General features: G+C 66.6%; 14 protein-coding genes, 1 tRNA gene and 2 pseudogenes. 12 read left to right on the top strand and 5 right to left on the bottom strand.

Features of this window, described 5'->3' with window-relative positions:
* Positions 1 to 179: 179 nt before the first annotated feature.
* Positions 180 to 256 (bottom strand) — tRNA-Arg (locus XdyCFBP7245_RS02625).
* 295 nt (positions 257 to 551) lie between these two features.
* Here XdyCFBP7245_RS02625 and ubiA point away from each other — a divergent pair.
* The gene (ubiA, locus tag XdyCFBP7245_RS02620) at positions 552 to 1,451 is read left to right on the top strand and encodes a 4-hydroxybenzoate octaprenyltransferase (RefSeq protein WP_104614275.1); all 900 of its coding nucleotides are present in this window, start codon (positions 552 to 554) and stop codon (positions 1,449 to 1,451) included.
* Positions 1,452 to 2,087: 636 nt separating this feature from the next.
* On the opposite strand, the gene XdyCFBP7245_RS02615 is transcribed toward ubiA, so the two are convergent.
* A complete protein-coding gene (locus XdyCFBP7245_RS02615) occupies positions 2,088 to 2,813 on the bottom strand; it encodes a ComF family protein (RefSeq protein ID WP_211287631.1) in 726 nt (241 codons plus the stop codon).
* A gap of 49 nt (positions 2,814 to 2,862) precedes the next feature.
* On the opposite strand from XdyCFBP7245_RS02615, the gene bioB reads away from it, so the two are divergent.
* The 7 genes and pseudogenes from bioB to lpxO all read left to right on the top strand — a co-directional run bounded on the left by bioB (position 2,863) and on the right by lpxO (position 9,775).
* A complete protein-coding gene (bioB, locus tag XdyCFBP7245_RS02610; RefSeq protein WP_104614273.1) occupies positions 2,863 to 3,897 on the top strand; it encodes a biotin synthase BioB in 1,035 nt (344 codons plus the stop codon).
* Between the two features lie 204 nt (positions 3,898 to 4,101).
* Complete coding sequence (gene bioF, locus XdyCFBP7245_RS02605) at positions 4,102 to 5,307, top strand: 8-amino-7-oxononanoate synthase (RefSeq protein ID WP_104614272.1); 1,206 nt, start codon at positions 4,102 to 4,104, stop codon at positions 5,305 to 5,307.
* Positions 5,308 to 5,614: 307 nt separating this feature from the next.
* Positions 5,615 to 5,959: pseudogene (locus XdyCFBP7245_RS02600) on the top strand (DUF7079 family protein); the annotation flags it as partial.
* A 28-nt stretch (positions 5,960 to 5,987) separates the two neighbouring features.
* Complete coding sequence (gene bioH / locus XdyCFBP7245_RS02595) at positions 5,988 to 6,749, top strand: pimeloyl-ACP methyl ester esterase BioH (protein ID WP_104614270.1); 762 nt, start codon at positions 5,988 to 5,990, stop codon at positions 6,747 to 6,749.
* Between the two features lie 44 nt (positions 6,750 to 6,793).
* Complete coding sequence (locus tag XdyCFBP7245_RS02590) at positions 6,794 to 7,576, top strand: SDR family oxidoreductase (protein ID WP_104614269.1); 783 nt, start codon at positions 6,794 to 6,796, stop codon at positions 7,574 to 7,576.
* Positions 7,577 to 7,789: 213 nt separating this feature from the next.
* Positions 7,790 to 8,674, top strand: a complete 885-nt coding sequence (gene bioC / locus XdyCFBP7245_RS02585) for a malonyl-ACP O-methyltransferase BioC (RefSeq protein WP_104614268.1) — start codon at positions 7,790 to 7,792, stop codon at positions 8,672 to 8,674.
* A gap of 195 nt (positions 8,675 to 8,869) precedes the next feature.
* Positions 8,870 to 9,775, top strand: a complete 906-nt coding sequence (gene lpxO / locus XdyCFBP7245_RS02580; protein WP_104614267.1) for a lipid A hydroxylase LpxO — start codon at positions 8,870 to 8,872, stop codon at positions 9,773 to 9,775.
* A 262-nt stretch (positions 9,776 to 10,037) separates the two neighbouring features.
* Here lpxO and XdyCFBP7245_RS02575 read toward each other — a convergent pair whose 3' ends face one another.
* The 3 genes from XdyCFBP7245_RS02575 to XdyCFBP7245_RS02565 all read right to left on the bottom strand — a co-directional run bounded on the left by XdyCFBP7245_RS02575 (position 10,038) and on the right by XdyCFBP7245_RS02565 (position 12,270).
* Positions 10,038 to 10,457 carry a nuclear transport factor 2 family protein gene (locus tag XdyCFBP7245_RS02575; protein ID WP_104614266.1) on the bottom strand — a complete coding sequence of 140 codons (420 nt, stop codon included), beginning with the start codon at positions 10,455 to 10,457 and terminating at the stop codon, positions 10,038 to 10,040.
* 251 nt (positions 10,458 to 10,708) lie between these two features.
* Positions 10,709 to 11,326, bottom strand: a complete 618-nt coding sequence (locus tag XdyCFBP7245_RS02570) for a YdcF family protein (protein WP_104614265.1) — start codon at positions 11,324 to 11,326, stop codon at positions 10,709 to 10,711.
* A complete protein-coding gene (locus tag XdyCFBP7245_RS02565) occupies positions 11,311 to 12,270 on the bottom strand; it encodes a pyridoxal-phosphate dependent enzyme (protein WP_104614264.1) in 960 nt (319 codons plus the stop codon). Before XdyCFBP7245_RS02565 ends, XdyCFBP7245_RS02570 begins: the two co-directional genes overlap by 16 nt.
* 158 nt (positions 12,271 to 12,428) lie before the next feature.
* On the opposite strand from XdyCFBP7245_RS02565, the gene XdyCFBP7245_RS02560 reads away from it, so the two are divergent.
* The 4 genes and pseudogenes from XdyCFBP7245_RS02560 to XdyCFBP7245_RS02545 all read left to right on the top strand — a co-directional run.
* Positions 12,429 to 12,893 carry a hypothetical protein gene (locus XdyCFBP7245_RS02560; RefSeq protein WP_104614263.1) on the top strand — a complete coding sequence of 155 codons (465 nt, stop codon included), beginning with the start codon at positions 12,429 to 12,431 and terminating at the stop codon, positions 12,891 to 12,893.
* A gap of 600 nt (positions 12,894 to 13,493) precedes the next feature.
* Positions 13,494 to 15,398: a tRNA uridine-5-carboxymethylaminomethyl(34) synthesis enzyme MnmG gene (gene mnmG / locus XdyCFBP7245_RS02555; protein ID WP_104614262.1), complete on the top strand. Its 1,905-nt coding sequence runs from the start codon at positions 13,494 to 13,496 to the stop codon at positions 15,396 to 15,398.
* Between the two features lie 76 nt (positions 15,399 to 15,474).
* Positions 15,475 to 16,296, top strand: coding sequence for a nucleotidyltransferase domain-containing protein (locus XdyCFBP7245_RS02550; protein WP_104614436.1), 822 nt, complete (start codon positions 15,475 to 15,477; stop codon positions 16,294 to 16,296).
* A gap of 274 nt (positions 16,297 to 16,570) precedes the next feature.
* Positions 16,571 to 16,732, top strand: a pseudogene (locus XdyCFBP7245_RS02545) (DUF2490 domain-containing protein); the annotation flags it as partial.
* Positions 16,733 to 16,817: the final 85 nt, after the last annotated feature.

The following is a 16,817-nucleotide window of genomic DNA, read 5'->3' as shown; positions in this document are numbered from 1 at the left end:
CTCTTGGCGACATGGGGCATCCGTACTCGTATTGGGGCTGCTGCTGCCCCCATCCATGCCCGCCGATCAGCCTGGATGGCAACCGATCACGATGGATCCAGGAGGACCTGCGGGCAATAAAAAACCCCCGATTTCTCGGGGGTTTTGGACTTTCTTGGATGTCCCTGAAGGGAGTCATCTGGTGCGCCCGGAGGGATTCGAACCCCCGACCAATGGCTTCGGAAGCCACTACTCTATCCGGCTGAGCTACGAGCGCCTGGCCGCGCATTATGCCAGAACCTGCGCCAGCCGCGTGATGCCTTGGGCCGCTGGCGTCCGCCGGCCGTCTGGCGGGAGATGTCCAATGTGCTCCGCACACTCCCTCATGCGGAGCGCGCGCGCTCGCCGGAGCAGCCGACACCCGGCCCGGCCACCGAGCCCCACGCACGCGTTGCTTCGCCAAGTTCCGACCGCAGACGCATATCCGCGTGTCGACCGGAGTTCTTGCAGCCAGCACGTGCATGGCCGCACCCGGATGGCCGCATCCAGGGCGCGCTGCTACCCTTTGCAGCATGAGCAAGCATGGTTTCGAACAGGCACCCGCAGCGCCCGCGCTGACGTGGTCCGAGCGGCTGGGGCAATACTGGAAGTTAGTGCGTGGCGACCGCCCGATCGGCAGCTTGCTGCTGCTCTGGCCCACCTGGTGGGCACTGTGGCTCGCCGCCGACGGCATGCCACCGCTATGGACGCTGTTCGTGTTCACCGCAGGGGTCTGGCTGACCCGCTCGGCCGGTTGCGTGATCAACGACTACGCCGACCGCTGGCTGGACCCGCATGTAGAGCGCACCAAGTCGCGCCCGCTCGCCACCGGCGCGGTGTCCGGGCGCGAAGCGCTGTGGGTATTCGTGGTGCTGATGCTGGTGGCGTTCGCATCGGTGCTCAGCCTCAACTGGCTCACCGTGGCACTGAGCGTGCCCGGCGTGTTCCTGGCCGCGAGCTACCCGTATTTGAAGCGTCACACTCACCTGCCGCAGGTCTATCTGGGCATGGCGTTCGGCTGGGGCATCCCGATGGGCTTTGCGGCCGTGCAAGGCAGCGTGCCGTTGCTGGGCTGGTTGTTGTATGGGGCCAATATCCTGTGGGCGACCGCGTACGACACCTGGTACGCCATGGTCGATCGCGACGACGACATCCGCATGGGCAGCAAGTCCACCGCCATCCTGTTCGGCAAGTACGACCTGCTGGCGCAAGGCGCGCTCTACGCGGCGATGTTTGCGACCCTGGCAGCCGTCGGACTGCGCGCCGGCCTGGATGCAGCCTACTGGGCGGGCCTGAGCGTGGCGGCAGCGCTGGTGCTCTACGAATTCCGCATCGCCCGCCACCGCGAACGCGGACCCTGCTTTCGCGCCTTCCTGCATAACAATTGGGTGGGTTTGGCGATCTTTGTCGGGATCGCGGTGGCAGTGCGTTAGGAGCGGGGATTGGGGATTCGTAGTTTGGGATTCGTAGTTTGGGATTCGTAGTTTGGGATTCGTAGTTTGGGATTCGTAATTCGTAATTCGGGGTGTGGGAGACGCTAAAGGCTGTGCGCCAGGCTTTCCGAGCAGATGATCTCTTTCCACAACCGCGCTGATAGAACCCGCACCGACCTCTCCAGATAACGCCCAGAGTGCTGAGGGCCAATCCGCAGGCGACAAGCCCCTCTCCTGCGGGAGAAGGGTTGGGGTGAGGGGACGGGCCGATGCAACAAGCCCGCACTCGCATCAGCATCTGCTTTTAGCCGAGGCTCACTTCGCCCGTGTTTTAAGCGTCTTAAGCACGACAGCAGCCCACCGACACTCGCGTCTACGCCTGTGATCGCGCTCACCGAGTGACAAGACCGCCTGCCTGCTACCCGAGAACCCGGGGCAGCGTCGCGCTAAACGAACAGCACCCACCTGACCACCAAATCCGAGCCGAAGCGAGAAACGCGTAACGCGCCGATCAGCCGCACAGAGCGGCAAAGCCCCCGCCGGCCCGACCCCGTCGTTGACCTAGCTTGCCACCACTTACGGCAGCCTTGCCTCAGCCCCGGCCATCTCAACCACAGACCGCTCCCACCCACACCATCACGGCACCCGCGCGCACACCCAGGCATCGACCCGTTGCACGCCCGCGCGTCGCAAGGCCTGCGCTGCCGCGTGCAGCGTGGCACCGGTGGTCATTACGTCGTCCACCAGCGCCACATGTGCGGGCAAGGCGCCGCGTGCGATGAACGCATCGCGCAGATTGCGTTGGCGCTCGACGGCATCCAGCTCGGATTGCTGCGCCGTCGCACGCACGCGGCGCAGCAACGGCAAGCACGGCAACCGCAGCGCGCGGCCCAGCGGTCTGGCCAGCTCAAGCGCCTGGTCGTACCCGCGCTGGCGCAGGCGCTGCCGATGCAGGCTCACCGGCACCAGGGCCTGCGGCCGCGGCAACCGTGCGCAGCGCCTGGCCATCAATTCGCTGAGCAGGCGCCCTGCCGCCAGGTCCTGATGGAACTTGAAGCGCCGCAGCAATCCGTCCACCGGCCAGCGATAGGTGAAGCACGCATGCACGCGCTGCAGGGGCGGAATCTGCTGCAGACACTGCCCGCAAAGTGCCACGCCATCGGAGGCGAACAGCTGGGTGGCGCAGCACAGACAGGCATGGCCGTGCTCCGGCAATGCGGCCCGGCACGATGGACACAGATCGCAATCGGACATGCCCGCCTCCGCGCACACCAGGCACAGGCTCGGCAACAGCAGGCGCAACACCCGTTGCGGCCATCTGTAAACCGACCCTACCTCTTCAAAGTTGACAGCCTCTTCCATGCTCACCAGACTGCCTGGCTTCCAAGCCGCTGACTGTCAGGAAACTCCGATGTCTGTTGTCGTACGCCATGACTGGGATCGCAAAGAGCTGCAGGCGTTGTTCGATCTGCCGTTCCCCGAGTTGCTGCATCACGCGGCCAGCGTGCACCGCGCACAGTTCGATCCGGCGCAGGTACAGGTTTCCACGCTGCTGTCGGTCAAGACCGGCGGTTGTCCGGAAGATTGCGCGTACTGCCCGCAAGCGCAGCGCTACGACACCGGCGTGACCGCGCAAAAGCTGATGGAAACCGAAGAAGTGGTCGCCAAGGCACGCCAGGCCAAGGACGCCGGCGCCTCGCGGTTCTGCATGGGCGCGGCGTGGCGCTCGCCGAAGGAGCGCGACATCCCCAAGGTGGCCGCGATGATCCGCGAGGTCAAAGCCATGGGCCTGGAAACCTGCGCCACGCTCGGCATGCTCGACGCCGGCCAGGCGCGCGCGCTCAAGGACGCCGGGCTGGACTACTACAACCACAATCTGGACACCGCGCCGGATTACTACGATTCCATCATCCACACCCGCCAGTACCAGGACCGCCTGAACACCCTGGAGCACGTGCGCGATGTGGGCCTGAAGACCTGCTGCGGCGGCATCGTCGGCATGGGCGAGACCCGCGAGCACCGCATTGGCCTGCTGCTGGCGCTGGCCACCTTGCCGGCGCATCCGGACTCGGTGCCGATCAATCAGCTGGTGCAGGTCCCCGGCACGCCGCTGCACGGCACCCAGCAACTGGATCCGTTCGAGTTTGTGCGCATGATCGCGGTGGCCCGCATCGTCATGCCCAAGTCGATGGTGCGCCTGTCCGCCGGCCGCGAGGCGATGAGCGACGAGCTGCAGGCGCTGTGCTTCCTGGCCGGCGCCAACTCGATCTTCTACGGCGAAAAACTGCTGACCACCGGTAACCCGGACACCGAGCGCGACCAGGCCCTGTTCCAACGCCTGGGCCTGCGCCCGATGCAGATCACCGTCGACGCCGCCGACCACGACCACCCCGGCACGGTGCATGCGGACATCACCCGCGGCGCGGCCTGCGAGCACGCAGCGTGACGACGGCGCACGCCATCCAAGGATGAGCCTGCACTGCGCCCGGCCCTGCTGACCGCAGTAGGGCCAGGCGCGGCAGTAAACCGTTATGACTGGCAGCCCAAGCTCACCGGGCAGCCAACCCGCCCCACCGGCCGTCGGTGCCGGCTGGGCGATGTGGCCGCGGCACGCTACGCTAGCGGCCCTTATCTGTTGTCGAACTCCCTCATGGCTCGCCCCGATCTGCACGAACGGATTTCGTCGCTGCGCAAGTTGCGCGTCGCCCAGGAACGGGTGCGGGTGCGCCGCCAGGTCGGCCGCCGCGATGGCGTACGGCTGGAGATCGACGGCCGCTGGCTGACCGGTTTCTGTTCCAACGACTATCTGGGCCTGTCGCAACAGTTCGAAGTGGTTGCCGCCCTGCAGGACGCCGCCGCGCGCGATGGCGCCGGCGCGACCGCCTCGCATCTGATCTGCGGCCACCACACCGCTCACGAAACGCTCGAGCGCGAGATCGCCGAGTGGCTGGGCTACCCGTCGGCGCTGCTGTTCGGAAGCGGCTTCATCGCCAATCTGGCCGTGCAGCAAGCCTTGCTCAGCGAAGAAGACGATGTCTGCGTGCAGGACCGGCTCAATCACGCCAGCCTGCTCGACGCCACGCGCCTGGCCGGCTGCCGGCTGCGGCGGTATCCACATCTGGATGTGGAAGGCGCGATGCGCCAGCTCAAGGGCGCCCCCGAGGGCGCGGCGATGCTGGCCAGCGACGGCGTTTTCAGCATGGATGGCGATGTGGCGCCGCTGCGTGCCTTGAGCCTGGTGGCGCGCATGCAGGAGGCCTTGTTCTATGTCGACGATGCGCACGGCGTGGGCGTGGTCGGCCCGCAGGGGCGCGGCTGCGTCGCCGATGCCGGCCTGGGCGTTGCCGAAGTGCCGCTGCAGTTGGTGACGCTGGGCAAGGCGCTCGGCGGCTACGGCGCGGTCGTGGTCGGCGAAGAAGCGCTGATCCGCCATCTGGCCGAAACCGCGCGCCCGTACATCTACACCACCGCGCTGCCGCCGGCGCAGGTGGCCGCCACCCTGGCCGCGGTGCGGCTGGCGCGCCGCGACGATTGGCGACGTGCACGCCTGGTCGAATTGATCGGCAGCTTCCGCGACGGCGCGCGCCGGCATGGGTTCGAACTGATGGCCTCCGACACGCCGATCCAGCCGCTGCTGTGCGGCGAAGAAGCCACGGTGATGGCGATGTCGGCCGCACTCGAACAGGCCGGTTTCATGGTCGGCGCGATCCGCCCGCCCACCGTGCCCGAAGGCAAGGCGCGCCTGCGCGTGACCTTGTCGGCGCTGCACACGCCGCAGCAGGTGCAGGCATTGATCGAGGCGATCGTGCAGGCGCGCGATGTGGTCAGCCGGCAGCCGCTGCGCGCATCCGCTTAACGCGCGGCCGGCAGCGCGCTCGTGCGCAACGCCGGACAGGCGCGGACGGTGCGATGCCTGCGCCCTGTCAACGCGCACGTTTCGACCGCATGCACACCTGCGTTGGCGGCGTGGGGCGCACGGCCTAGCGCCGCAGCACGCGTCATGCGCGAACAAAACAACCGCACGCCCGATCAACCCACTGCGGCAGGGCTTCCGCTCGAACGCAGTCACCCGAGCGTCGGCAGCTCCTCGCCGATACCGCAGCATCCACGCCGGCAGTCACTGGGAACAGGTCCGCTGACATGGCAATGACCGCGCCCGACACGCCAACCGCCACGCCTGGGAGGCGCTGTCGCTGCTGTATCTGGATAGCGCGTGCGATGGCGACCACGCGCGCATTTCCCGGATCCTGGCCGCCTCGCCGTTTACGTTGCCGCAACTGCGCACGATGCTGCTGCACGAGGTGCACCCGGTGCTGATCGGCAATCTGCGCAGCGTGGCCGGCGTGTGGGAGGGCTTCGATCACGACTGGCTAGCGGCGGCGATCGCCACACAGCGCGCGCGTCGCTGGCGTTGGCCGGATCGCTGGTGCTGGCGCCGGTATGCACGCCAGCAATGGGCAGTGCTGGCGCCTGCGATCAATGCAAAGCGCATACGCGCTGCACGCTGAGCGCGCGCCAATCGGCGACAATCCATGCATGCATATCGATGTCATCGGCCACGGGCCTGCGCTGGTTCTTCTGCACGGTTGGGCGTTGCACGGCGGCGTGTTTGCGCCGCTGGTGGAGCGGCTGTCGTCGCACTACCAACTGCATCTGGTCGATCTGCCCGGGCACGGTTTCAGTCGCGACGACACCACGCCGTTGGCGTTGCCGTACGTGGTCGCCGCGATTGCCGCGGCCACGCCGCCGGCAGTGTGGGTGGGTTGGTCGCTGGGCGGCCTGTTTGCCTTGCATGCCGCCGCCACCCAACCGCAGGTGCGTGGGCTGGCGATGATCGCGGCAACGCCGCGCTTTGTGCGGGGTGCCGACTGGGCCGATGCGGTCGAGCGCGACGTGTTCGTGCAATTCGGCCAAGACCTGGCGCGCGATTACCGCGGCACCCTGGAGCGTTTTCTGGCGTTGGATACCCTGGGCTCGGCGCATGCGCGCGCCGAGCTGCGCAGCCTGCGCGAAACGCTCACCGTACGCGGCGAGCCGGCGGCCGACGCCCTGCAACACGGCTTGCGCCTGCTCGAACGTACCGACCTGCGCCGCGCATTGCCGCAGCTGGCGCGCCCCAGCCTGTGGATTGCCGGGCAACGCGATCGGCTGGTGCCGGCCGCCGGCATGCACGCCGCCGCCGCGCTTGCGCCACACGCGCAGGCACTCACCATCGCCGGCGGCGGCCACGCACCGTTTCTCGGCCATGCCGATCAGGTGGCCGAGGCGTTGCAACGCTTCGTTGCGTCCGTGCCGTGAGCAGATCGCCGATCATGCGACTTCGCTGATCGGGGACACATCGCATGGATCTGGGAATCGCCGGGCGCTGGGCATTGGTCTGCGCTGCCAGCAAAGGGTTGGGCCTGGGCTGCGCCCGCGCGTTGGCGCGCGAAGGCGTCAACGTGGTGATCGCCGCACGCGGCCGCGCTGCACTGGACGCGGCCGCCGATGCATTGCGCGCACTGCCCGGCGCCGGAGACGTGCGCAGTGTCGTGGCCGATATCGCGACACCGGAAGGACGCGCCGCCGCGCTCGCGGCCTGCCCGCAGGTCGACATCCTGATCAATAACGCAGGCGGCCCGCCGCCGGGCGATTTCCGGCAGTGGGAACGCGCAGACTGGCTGCGCGCGCTGGACGCCAACATGCTGGCGCCGATCGAACTGATCCGCGCCACCGTCGATGCCATGCGTGCGCGTCGCTTCGGCCGCATCGTCAACATCACCTCCAGCGCGGTGAAGGCACCGATCGACATCCTGGGCCTGTCCAACGGCGCACGTGCCGGCCTCACCGGCTTCGTTGCCGGGCTGGCGCGCAGCACGGTGGTCGACAACGTCACGCTCAACAATCTGTTGCCAGGCCAGTTCGCCACCGACCGCCTGCGCGGCAACTTCGCCGCCGTCGCGCAACAGCAAGGCAGCACCGCCGAAGCGGTCGCCGCGCGCAAGCAGGCCGCCATTCCGGCCGGGCGCTTCGGCGAGCCGGACGAATTCGGCGCGGCCTGCGCGTTTCTGTGCAGCGCGCAGGCCGGCTATATCACCGGGCAAAACCTGTTGATCGACGGCGGCAGTTATCCGGGCACGTTCTAGAGCGCGTCGGCCATGCGGAGGTTGTGGCAACCGCGGACGACGTCGCGGTTGTTTTCGGCCACGACTCGGCTTGTCGAAACACATTGCTAGTTCATTGCGGTCGCCACGCAGTCGCTGGCAGAGCGACCGCTCGCAGAGTTCTCCAGGCCGATTGCCACGCCACACCACGCATCGATTCCCTCCGCCGCGCCCACGGGCGACAATAGCGTCGTAATGAACAGCACTTTCGATCCCCGCCACGTCCGCCGCGCCTTTGCGCGGGCCGCCAACAGTTATGCCGCCGCCGCCGCGTTGCAGCGCGAAGTGGAAACGCGCCTGCTCGAATCGCTCGATTACCTGGGCGAGCAAGTGCCCAAGGTGGTGCTGGATGTCGGCGCCGGCCCCGGCCACGCCAGCGGCGCGATCAAGAAGCGCTGGCCCAAGGCGCAGGTGATCGCGCTCGACCAGGCCATGCCGATGCTGCGCCAGGCGCGTAAGGCCGCCGGTTGGTGGAAGCCGTTCGCACAGGTCTGCGCCGATGCGCGCGCGCTGCCGGTGGCCGACGGCAGCGTGGATGTGATCTTCAGCAATCTGTGCCTGCAGTGGGTGGAAGACCTGCCGGCGGTATTCGCCGGGTTCCGCCGCGCGCTGCGGCCGGGCGGGCTGCTGCTGTGCTCCACCTTCGGGCCGGAAACCCTGATCGAATTGCGCGACGCCTTCGCCCAGGCCGACACCGCCCCGCACGTCAGCCGCTTCCCGCCGATCGCGCAATTCGGCGATGCGCTGCTGATGTCCGGCTTCCGCGACCCGGTGCTGGACCGCGATCTGTTCACGCTCACCTACAACGATCTGCCCGCGTTGATGCGCGAGTTGCGTGCGATGGGCGCCACCAATGCGCTCAGCAACCGCCGCGCCACGCTGACCGGCCGTGGCCGCTTTGCCGCCGCCAGCGCCGCCTACGAACCGCTACGGCGGCCGGACGGCACCCTGCCCAGCTCCTGGGAAGTGATCTATGCGCACGCCTGGGCGCCGGCGCCGGGCGCGCCCATTCGCGAGCGCGGTCAGGACGTGGCCAGCGTGCCGGTGTCCTCCATCCCGATCCGCCGCCGTATCGACTGACCCGGCAGCGGCGCACATCGGCCGCCCCGGCGCGCTCGTGCCGGTGATACACAGCATTGCGCCGGCACCGATGCCGCGCCGTCAGGTGTGGCAGCGACTGCCGGTAGAATTCACTTATAACGCGCCGCGATCCTGTCCCGGCGCACCGCTTCGGGTTTGTGCCCCCAGCGGCCCTGCCCCCAAACGGTTTCCCCCATGTTGAAGTGGCTTCTCATCGCGCTGTTCATCGCATCGGCGCTGTATATCCATTACCGCGGTCGCGTGCGCCACCGGCTCAGCCGGCAGCTGCTCGACCATTCCACCTTCATGGCGCCGATCAACACGCTGATGTACCTGTGTTCGCGCGTGCCGACCACACCGTTTATCGATCCGGGCAAGGAATTCCCCGAGCTGGCGCCGCTGCGCGCCAACTGGCCGGTGATCCGCGACGAAGCGGTGGCGTTGCAGCAGATGCAGAAGATCCGCGCCGCCGACGGCTATACCGATATCGGCTTCAACTCGTTTTTCCGGCGTGGCTGGAAGCGCTTCTATCTGAAGTGGTACGGCACCGCGCACCCGTCTGCGGCCGAGTTGTGCCCGCAGACCACCGCGTTGCTCAAATCCATCCCCACGGTGAAGGCAGCAATGTTTGCCGAACTGCCGCCGGGGAGCGAACTGCGTCCGCACCGCGACCCGTTCGCCGGGTCCATGCGCCTGCACCTGGGCCTGGCCACGCCCAACGACGACCGCTGCTTCATCGATGTCGACGGCCAGCGCCATAGCTGGCGCGACGGCGAGTGGACCATGTTCGACGAGACCTATATCCACCACGCGCGCAACGACACCGACCAGGACCGCATCATCCTGTTCTGCGATATCGAACGCCCGATGCGCTGGCGCTGGGCGGCGGCGCTGAATCGCTTCGTCGGCCGCAGCCTGCTGTCGGCCGGCGCCTCGCCCAATCAGGAAGGCGACAAGACCGGTGGCATCAACCGCGTGTTCCGTTACTTCTACGCGGCGCGCCTGAAGGCCAAGGCGCTGAAAGAGCGCAACAACCCGCTGTACCAGGTGCTCAAGTGGAGCATCTTCGTGCTGGTGGTGGTCGGCATCGTGCGGCTGTAACACCCCGACCACCTCCGTAGGAGCGCACCCGGGCGCGACGGGGCATTCCCGAGACCCCGTCATCGCGCGCAGACACGCGCGAACACCTGCTCAGGCGCTCCTGCCATCGCCGCCGACCGAACATGCCGCGTTGCCGAAGGCCTCACCACCCACGTAGGAGCGCACCCGGGCGCGATGAAGCGTTATCGGGAGCGTTACCGGAAATGCCTGGTCGCGCCCGGGTGCGCTCCTACACAGGTCTAGCGCATGCCGATCGACGCACTCAGCGCGAGACCTGCGCGATCCATTCCTGCAGGTTGTAGTAGTTGGTGACGCGGGTAATCGTGCCGGCATGCACATCGAAGAACGCACCGCCCGGCAGCACATAGGTCTGCCCGTTGGCTTCCGGCAGGCCTTCGTCGGTGGTGTGGTAGACCCCGTGCACCACGTACTCGGCACCCACGCGCGTGCCGTCGTCGTTGGCGGTGATCACGATGTCGCGTAACTGCTCGCGGTAGCTGTCATTCATGCGCTGCAGAAAGGCCGCGAAGTCCGCACGGCCGATCTCGCGCGCACCTTGATTGAGGTCGTGCGCCACATCGTCGGCCAGGAACGCCAGCATGGCGTCCCAATCGCCGCGATTGAAGGCGTCGTAATAGGCCTGGACCAGGCCGATGGCGCGTTGCCGATTGCTCTCGCTCATGCTCGAACCTGCCGCTTGGAAAGCCGCATCATAGAGCGGGTTTGGCACGCGTGCTGGGACGCAGTCAGCGTCCACTCCCTCGCACGCGTTTCCCATCCTCGACGGGCCACGCCGTTGTGCAGTGCACACACTCACATCACTGCGGCCAGAGATCGACCCGTCGGTGCGAGGCGCCCGAGCACCTCCACATGCCTATGCACATGCCACCTGGCCCTGCCGGCTCGATGCACCCAGCTACCACGGCAGCCGTTTCAGCTCCCCTGCACCACCAGATCGCGGTGGAAGAAGTAAACCTCCTGCAGCAGGAAGCGCCAGCTGGTGTGGAAGCTGCGAAAGCGCGTACTCGGCGTGGATGAGGCCAGCGCATCCACGCCCAGTTCCTGGCACAGCCGCAGCGCGCGCGCCATGTGCAACGGGTCGCTGACGATGATCGCCCGGTGCATGCCGTGCCGCTCCATCAGCGCCCGCGCCTGCAGCAGGTTCTGGCGGGTGGTGCGCGAGCTGGTCTCGATCACGATCGCTTCCGGCGGCACGCCATGGCGCAGCGCGTAGCGCCGTGCCACCTGCGACTCGGCAAAGCGCGCGCCATTGCCGAAGCCGCCAGTGAACAACAACCGCGGCGCATAGCCTTGGTCGTACAGATCCAGCGCATGCCGGATCCGTTCTTCGAACACCGGCGACGGGCGCGCGTCGTAAGCGGCCGCGCCCAGCACGATGATCACGTCCGCCGGCGCGGCCTGATCGCGGTCGCCCACCCAGACGATCCAGCCGGCCACCGCCACCAGCCAGATCAGCGCCAGCATGCATAACCGCCAGCCCCAGCCCCACAGACCGAGCCCGCGCCCACGCCTGCTCACGCGGCGGCCCACGGCAGTGCATCCAGATCGACATTGCCGCCGGACAGGATCAGCCCGACCCTGCGCCCGGCAAACCGCGCCGGCTCGGCCAGCACCGCCGCCAGCGTGATCGCCGAAGACGGCTCCACTACCTGCTTGAGCACCTGCCAGATCAGCCGCATCGCCTGCACCACGGCCGCGTCGTCCACCGTAATCACCTGCGCGCCGCCGGCTTGCAGCAGCGTAAAGTTCGGCGCACCCAGGGTGCCGCGCAGACCATCGCAGACGGTATCGGGCACGAAGTCGACCAAGCGCTGCCCGGCCGCCAGCGAGCGCGCGGTGTCGGCCGCCCCGCTCGGCTCGGCCAGCACCAGCGCACAGCCCGTCGCAGACCGCAGCGCCAACGCCGCACCGGCCGCCAACCCGCCGCCGCCGACCGGTGCCAGCAGGACATCCAGCCCGCCAGTTTGATGCAGCAACTCCAAGGTGGCCGTGCCCTGGCCGGCGATCACGGCCGGATCGGTGTACGGATGCACCAGGTTCGCGCCACTGGTGGCCTGGACCTGGGCACACAGCTGCTCGCGTGCCGCGATGGTCGGCGCACAGCGCCACAGCGTGGCGCCATGCCGGGAGATATTGGCAAGCTTGGCCGCCACGGCGCCTTCGGGCACCACCACATGGCAACCGATCCCGCGCGTGCGGGCGGCCAGCGCCAACGCCGCACCATGGTTACCGGACGAGTGGGTGACCACGCCGCGCGGCGCCACCTCATCAGGCAACGACCACACCGCATTGCAGGCGCCACGAAACTTGAACGCGCCACTGCGCTGCAGGTGCTCGGCCTTGAAGAACAGCTGCGCGCCGCACAGCGCATCCAACTGGTGTGAGGTCAGCAACGGTGTCGTCGCGCAGTGCGGCGCAATGCGCGCGGCGGCCTGCAGGACATCTGAATGGGCAAGAGGGACCGTGTCGATCATGCCTGCAAGATTAACGTATCGCCCCACTCTTCACGGCTCGCACCCACAGTGCCTGCGCATGCTGGATCGATGAAAAAACGCCACATTGCCGCACAGTTAAGGACCGATTCAATGCAACGGTTCGAAAGTGAGATCATGGTTGCAGGAGGGCACCATCCATGAAATTCCGTCTGATCTTCGCCGCCGGGCTCCTGGCCCTGAGCGGCTGCGCAACCTACGACTACACCGGAGGTCGATCGGGCGGCTATTACCGCGGCGCCCCTGCCGTGCAGTATCGCTATCCACCGGGATACTCGCCTTACTACTACGGCAGCCCTTACGGTGCCCCGTATGGCGCCGGTGCGATCGGGCTGTACGACTACCCGGTGTATCCGGTCTATCGCGGCGGTGGCTACTACTACCGGCCGTACGATCGCCGCCCGCAGTACCGCCCGCCGCGTCCGAACGGATCGTTCAACAACGGCCCGCGCCCGAATGGCCCACGTCCGCAGCGACCGAATTCGCCACCGGCCACGGGCGCGCCACCGGCGCGGCCACCGGCACGGATCGGCGCACCGCCGCGCGTGATTCGCGAAATCCAGCGTCAGACCGCGCCACGCAACACCCGTGAGCAAATTCCATGACAAGCTGACTGCGACGGCCCCCACAAATGGCAACATTGGGGGCTTGCGTTCAGCCGGCACTTGGTCGCAAGCTAGGTGCTCTGTGTGACCCGCCACGTCATGTTATGACCCGGCCCGCCTCACTGACAGACTTATGTCGATGTCCGACAGGGAAATCTGGATCCCCCCTGTTCCGGCCCTGTCGGATATCGGCGCCTCCAATGCATAAAGCCCCGGCATGCCGGGGCTTTATGCATTGGTAGATCGAGGATCGCAGGAGCATCAGGACATATAGCGCCTGCAGCCGCGCAATGATCGAGAAAGCATGCAGGCGTTGCAGGAATCGCAGAAAAAAATAAGGGTCGGCAGTCCCCCGACTACCGACCCTTACGCTACCCCATCGCGCGCGCGGCTGGCCCCTGTTCCAATTCCAGCCTTTGCGCCCATGTCGCAATGCCACGATAGGTGCAGTAGGGATATCCGCACGGAACGTGCCAACTTGAGGGTCACTATCTTAAAATGTGACTCTCATCACATATTTAACGATTTAGTGACCATCGCGGCGCTTCAGTCGATACTTCTGCGGCCGTTTTCCTTCTCTCTGCTGATCAGTCCACGCCCATGTCCGACTCTTTCTATCGCTTCGACGTCATCGTGATCGGCGGCGGCCATGCCGGCACCGAGGCCGCGCTGGCGTCTGCGCGCGCAGGTGCCCGCACCTTGCTGCTGACTCACAACATCGAGACGGTGGGCGCGATGAGCTGCAACCCGGCCATCGGCGGGATCGGCAAAGGGCACCTGGTCAAGGAGATCGACGCGCTGGGCGGGGCGATGGCACGCGCGGCGGATCTGGCCGGCATCCAGTGGCGCACCCTCAATGCCTCCAAGGGGCCGGCAGTCCGCGCCACCCGCTGCCAGGCCGACCGCAACCTCTACCGCAACGCCATCCGTTGCATCGTCGAGGCGCAGCCCAACCTGACCGTGTTCCAGGCGGCGGTGGACGATCTGATCATCCACAACGGCGCCGCCGAAGGCGACAGCGTGCGCGGAGTCATCACCCAGACCGGGTTGCGCTTTGAGGCGCCGGCGGTGGTGCTGACCGCCGGCACCTTCCTGGCCGGCAAGATCCATGTCGGCGAAACCCAGTACGCGGCCGGGCGCATGGGCGACCCGCCGGCCACCACGCTGGCCGCGCGTCTGCGCGAGCGGCCGTTCGCGATCGACCGCCTCAAGACCGGTACCCCGCCGCGCATCGACGGGCGCACGCTCGACTACAGCGTCATGGCCGAACAACCCGGCGACGACCCGCTGCCGGTGATGTCGTTCATGGGCCAGGTCAGCGACCACCCACGCCAGGTCAGCTGCTGGATCACTCACACCACCGAGCAGACCCACGACATCATCCGCGGCGCACTGCACCGCTCGCCGCTGTATTCGGGGCAGATCGAAGGCATCGGCCCGCGCTACTGCCCGTCGATCGAAGACAAGGTGGTGCGCTTTGCCGACAAGACCAGCCACCAGATCTTCGTCGAACCCGAAGGCCTGGAGGTGACCGAGATCTATCCCAACGGCATTTCCACCTCGCTGCCGTTCGATGTGCAGCTGGCGCTGGTGCGTTCGATCCACGGCTTTGCGCAGGCGCATATCACCCGCCCCGGCTACGCGATCGAATACGACTTCTTCGACCCGCGCGGGCTCAAGGCCTCGCTGGAAACCAAGGCGGTCGGCGGGCTGTTTTTTGCCGGACAGATCAACGGCACCACAGGTTACGAAGAAGCCGCCGCGCAAGGCCTGCTGGCCGGCCTCAATGCCGCCCGCCATGTGCAGGGGCTGCCGGCCTGGTCGCCGCGTCGCGACCAGGCCTACCTGGGCGTGCTGGTGGACGATCTGATCACCCACGGCACCACCGAGCCGTATCGCATGTTCACCAGCCGCGCGGAATACCGGCTGCAGCTGCGCGAGGACAATGCCGATGCGCGCCTGACCGGCGTTGGCCGCGCGATGGGCCTGGTCGATGAGGCGCGCTGGGCGCGGTTTTCGGCCAAGCAGGAGGCCGTGCAACGCGAGACCGCCCGCCTGTCGGCGCTGTGGGCGACGCCGGGCAATGCGCTGGGCCGCGAAGTGGCGCAGACGCTGGGCGTGTCGCTCAGCCGCGAAACCAATGTGCTGGACCTGATCAAGCGCCCGGAACTCAACTACGCCACGCTGATGCGGGTGCCGACATTGGGGCCGGGCGTGGACGATACGCAGGTGGCCGAACAGGTGGAAATCAGCGTCAAGTACGCCGGTTATCTGGATCGCCAGCGCGACGATATCGCACGCCAGCAACGCCAGGAAACCACGCCGATCCCGGAAGACTTCGACTACGCCGGCGTGCGCGGTCTGTCGATCGAAGTACAGCAGAAACTCGAACGCGTGCGCCCGCAACACATCGGTCAGGCACAACGCATTCCCGGCATGACCCCGGCAGCGATCTCGCTGCTGCTGGTGCATCTGGAACGCGCGCGGCGCAGCAAGGTGGCATAGCCCTGGCCGTGTGCCAGGCTGCATCTGCGTGAGCTGGTTATGATTGGGGCACGTCATGCACAAGGACAGCGACCCCATGGACATCCATCCCATCGCAGCGGACAAACGCGAGGCAGTGCTGGCGGCGTTGCGCGAGATCGAGCAGCAACATGAGGTCCGCATTCTGCTGGCGTGCGAATCGGGCAGCCGCGGCTGGGGATTTTCCTCGCCCGACAGCGATTACGACGCACGCTTTGTCTACGTCCATCGGCGCGACTGGTATCTGAGCGTCAACGAAAGCACCGGCCCCGGCGAGCCGCAGCGCGATGTGATCGAGCTGCCGCTCTCCGACGATCTGGATGTCAGCGGCTGGGACCTGCGCAAGGCATTGCGGTTGGTCTCCAAGTCCAATCCGACGCTGCTGGAATGGCTGCATTCGCCGGTGGTGTATCGGCAAGATCCGGTTGCTGTCGAGCAGTTGCGGGCGATCGCCGCGCACTTCTATTCGCCGCTTGGCACCTGGTGGCATTACTTCAACATGGCCAAGAGCAACTATCGCGGCTACCTGCGCGGTGAGCGGATTCGCACCAAGAAATATTTGTACGTTTTGCGCCCAGTGCTGGCTTGCCAATGGATCGAGCGCAGGCAGGACATGCCGCCGATGGCGTTCGAACTATTGCTGGACGACTTGTTGCCGCATGGCGAACTGCGCAACGCGGTGGATCGCTTGCTGGCGCTCAAGCGCATCTCCACAGAAGTGGAAGATGGACCACGGATTGCGGTGATCAGCGACTTTCTCGAAGCAGAACTCGACCGCATGGGCGCGGCGCAGCCACGGCTGCCGGCCGGCAGCGGGCGTGCGGATGCTCTGGACACCTTGTTTCGGCAAATGCTCTCCAGCGACGCTGCATCGCCCTGACGCATTGGGGATGCCCTGTCGGCCTGGTTATCGACCGCAAGTCACTGCAGCGCAGCGCAGAGCTGCCTATGTCGGCATCGAGCTGGTCAAGCAGAAGACAACAGATACGCCACCGGGCGGAGACCTGCACACCTTGCCAGCGGATGCACGAAAGCGAAGCTGTGTCGTGATTAGCGAAGCTGCAGCCGAATAGAGGCGCTACGGGCCGACCAGACGGTCGATGGAAGCACGATAGATGTTGCTATGATTTGCCAACGCCGACACATTTCACTAAATGAACGCATTTGGCACGCTACGGACCGCAACGTTTCGCATCGCCGGTCCTGTTCTGTTTTTGCTGCTGGGCAGTATCTCCACGGCCCATGCCAATACCGAAGAAGATGGCCGGTATTGGTTGAGTATCTACGCCCAGGGCAAATTGCCGGTCGAGAACTTAGGTATCCCCACGTTTTTAAGGTACCAGGCTCATCTGCTCGCGCACTGCGTCGGGCAGGGTGCGCAAGCGTTCTAGCCAGCGTGAG

This window comes from Xanthomonas dyei (assembly GCF_002939865.1).
Taxonomy (GTDB): domain Bacteria; phylum Pseudomonadota; class Gammaproteobacteria; order Xanthomonadales; family Xanthomonadaceae; genus Xanthomonas; species Xanthomonas dyei.
Note: the sequence above shows the minus strand (reverse complement) of the source record. Positions and strands in the feature narration are given on the sequence as shown.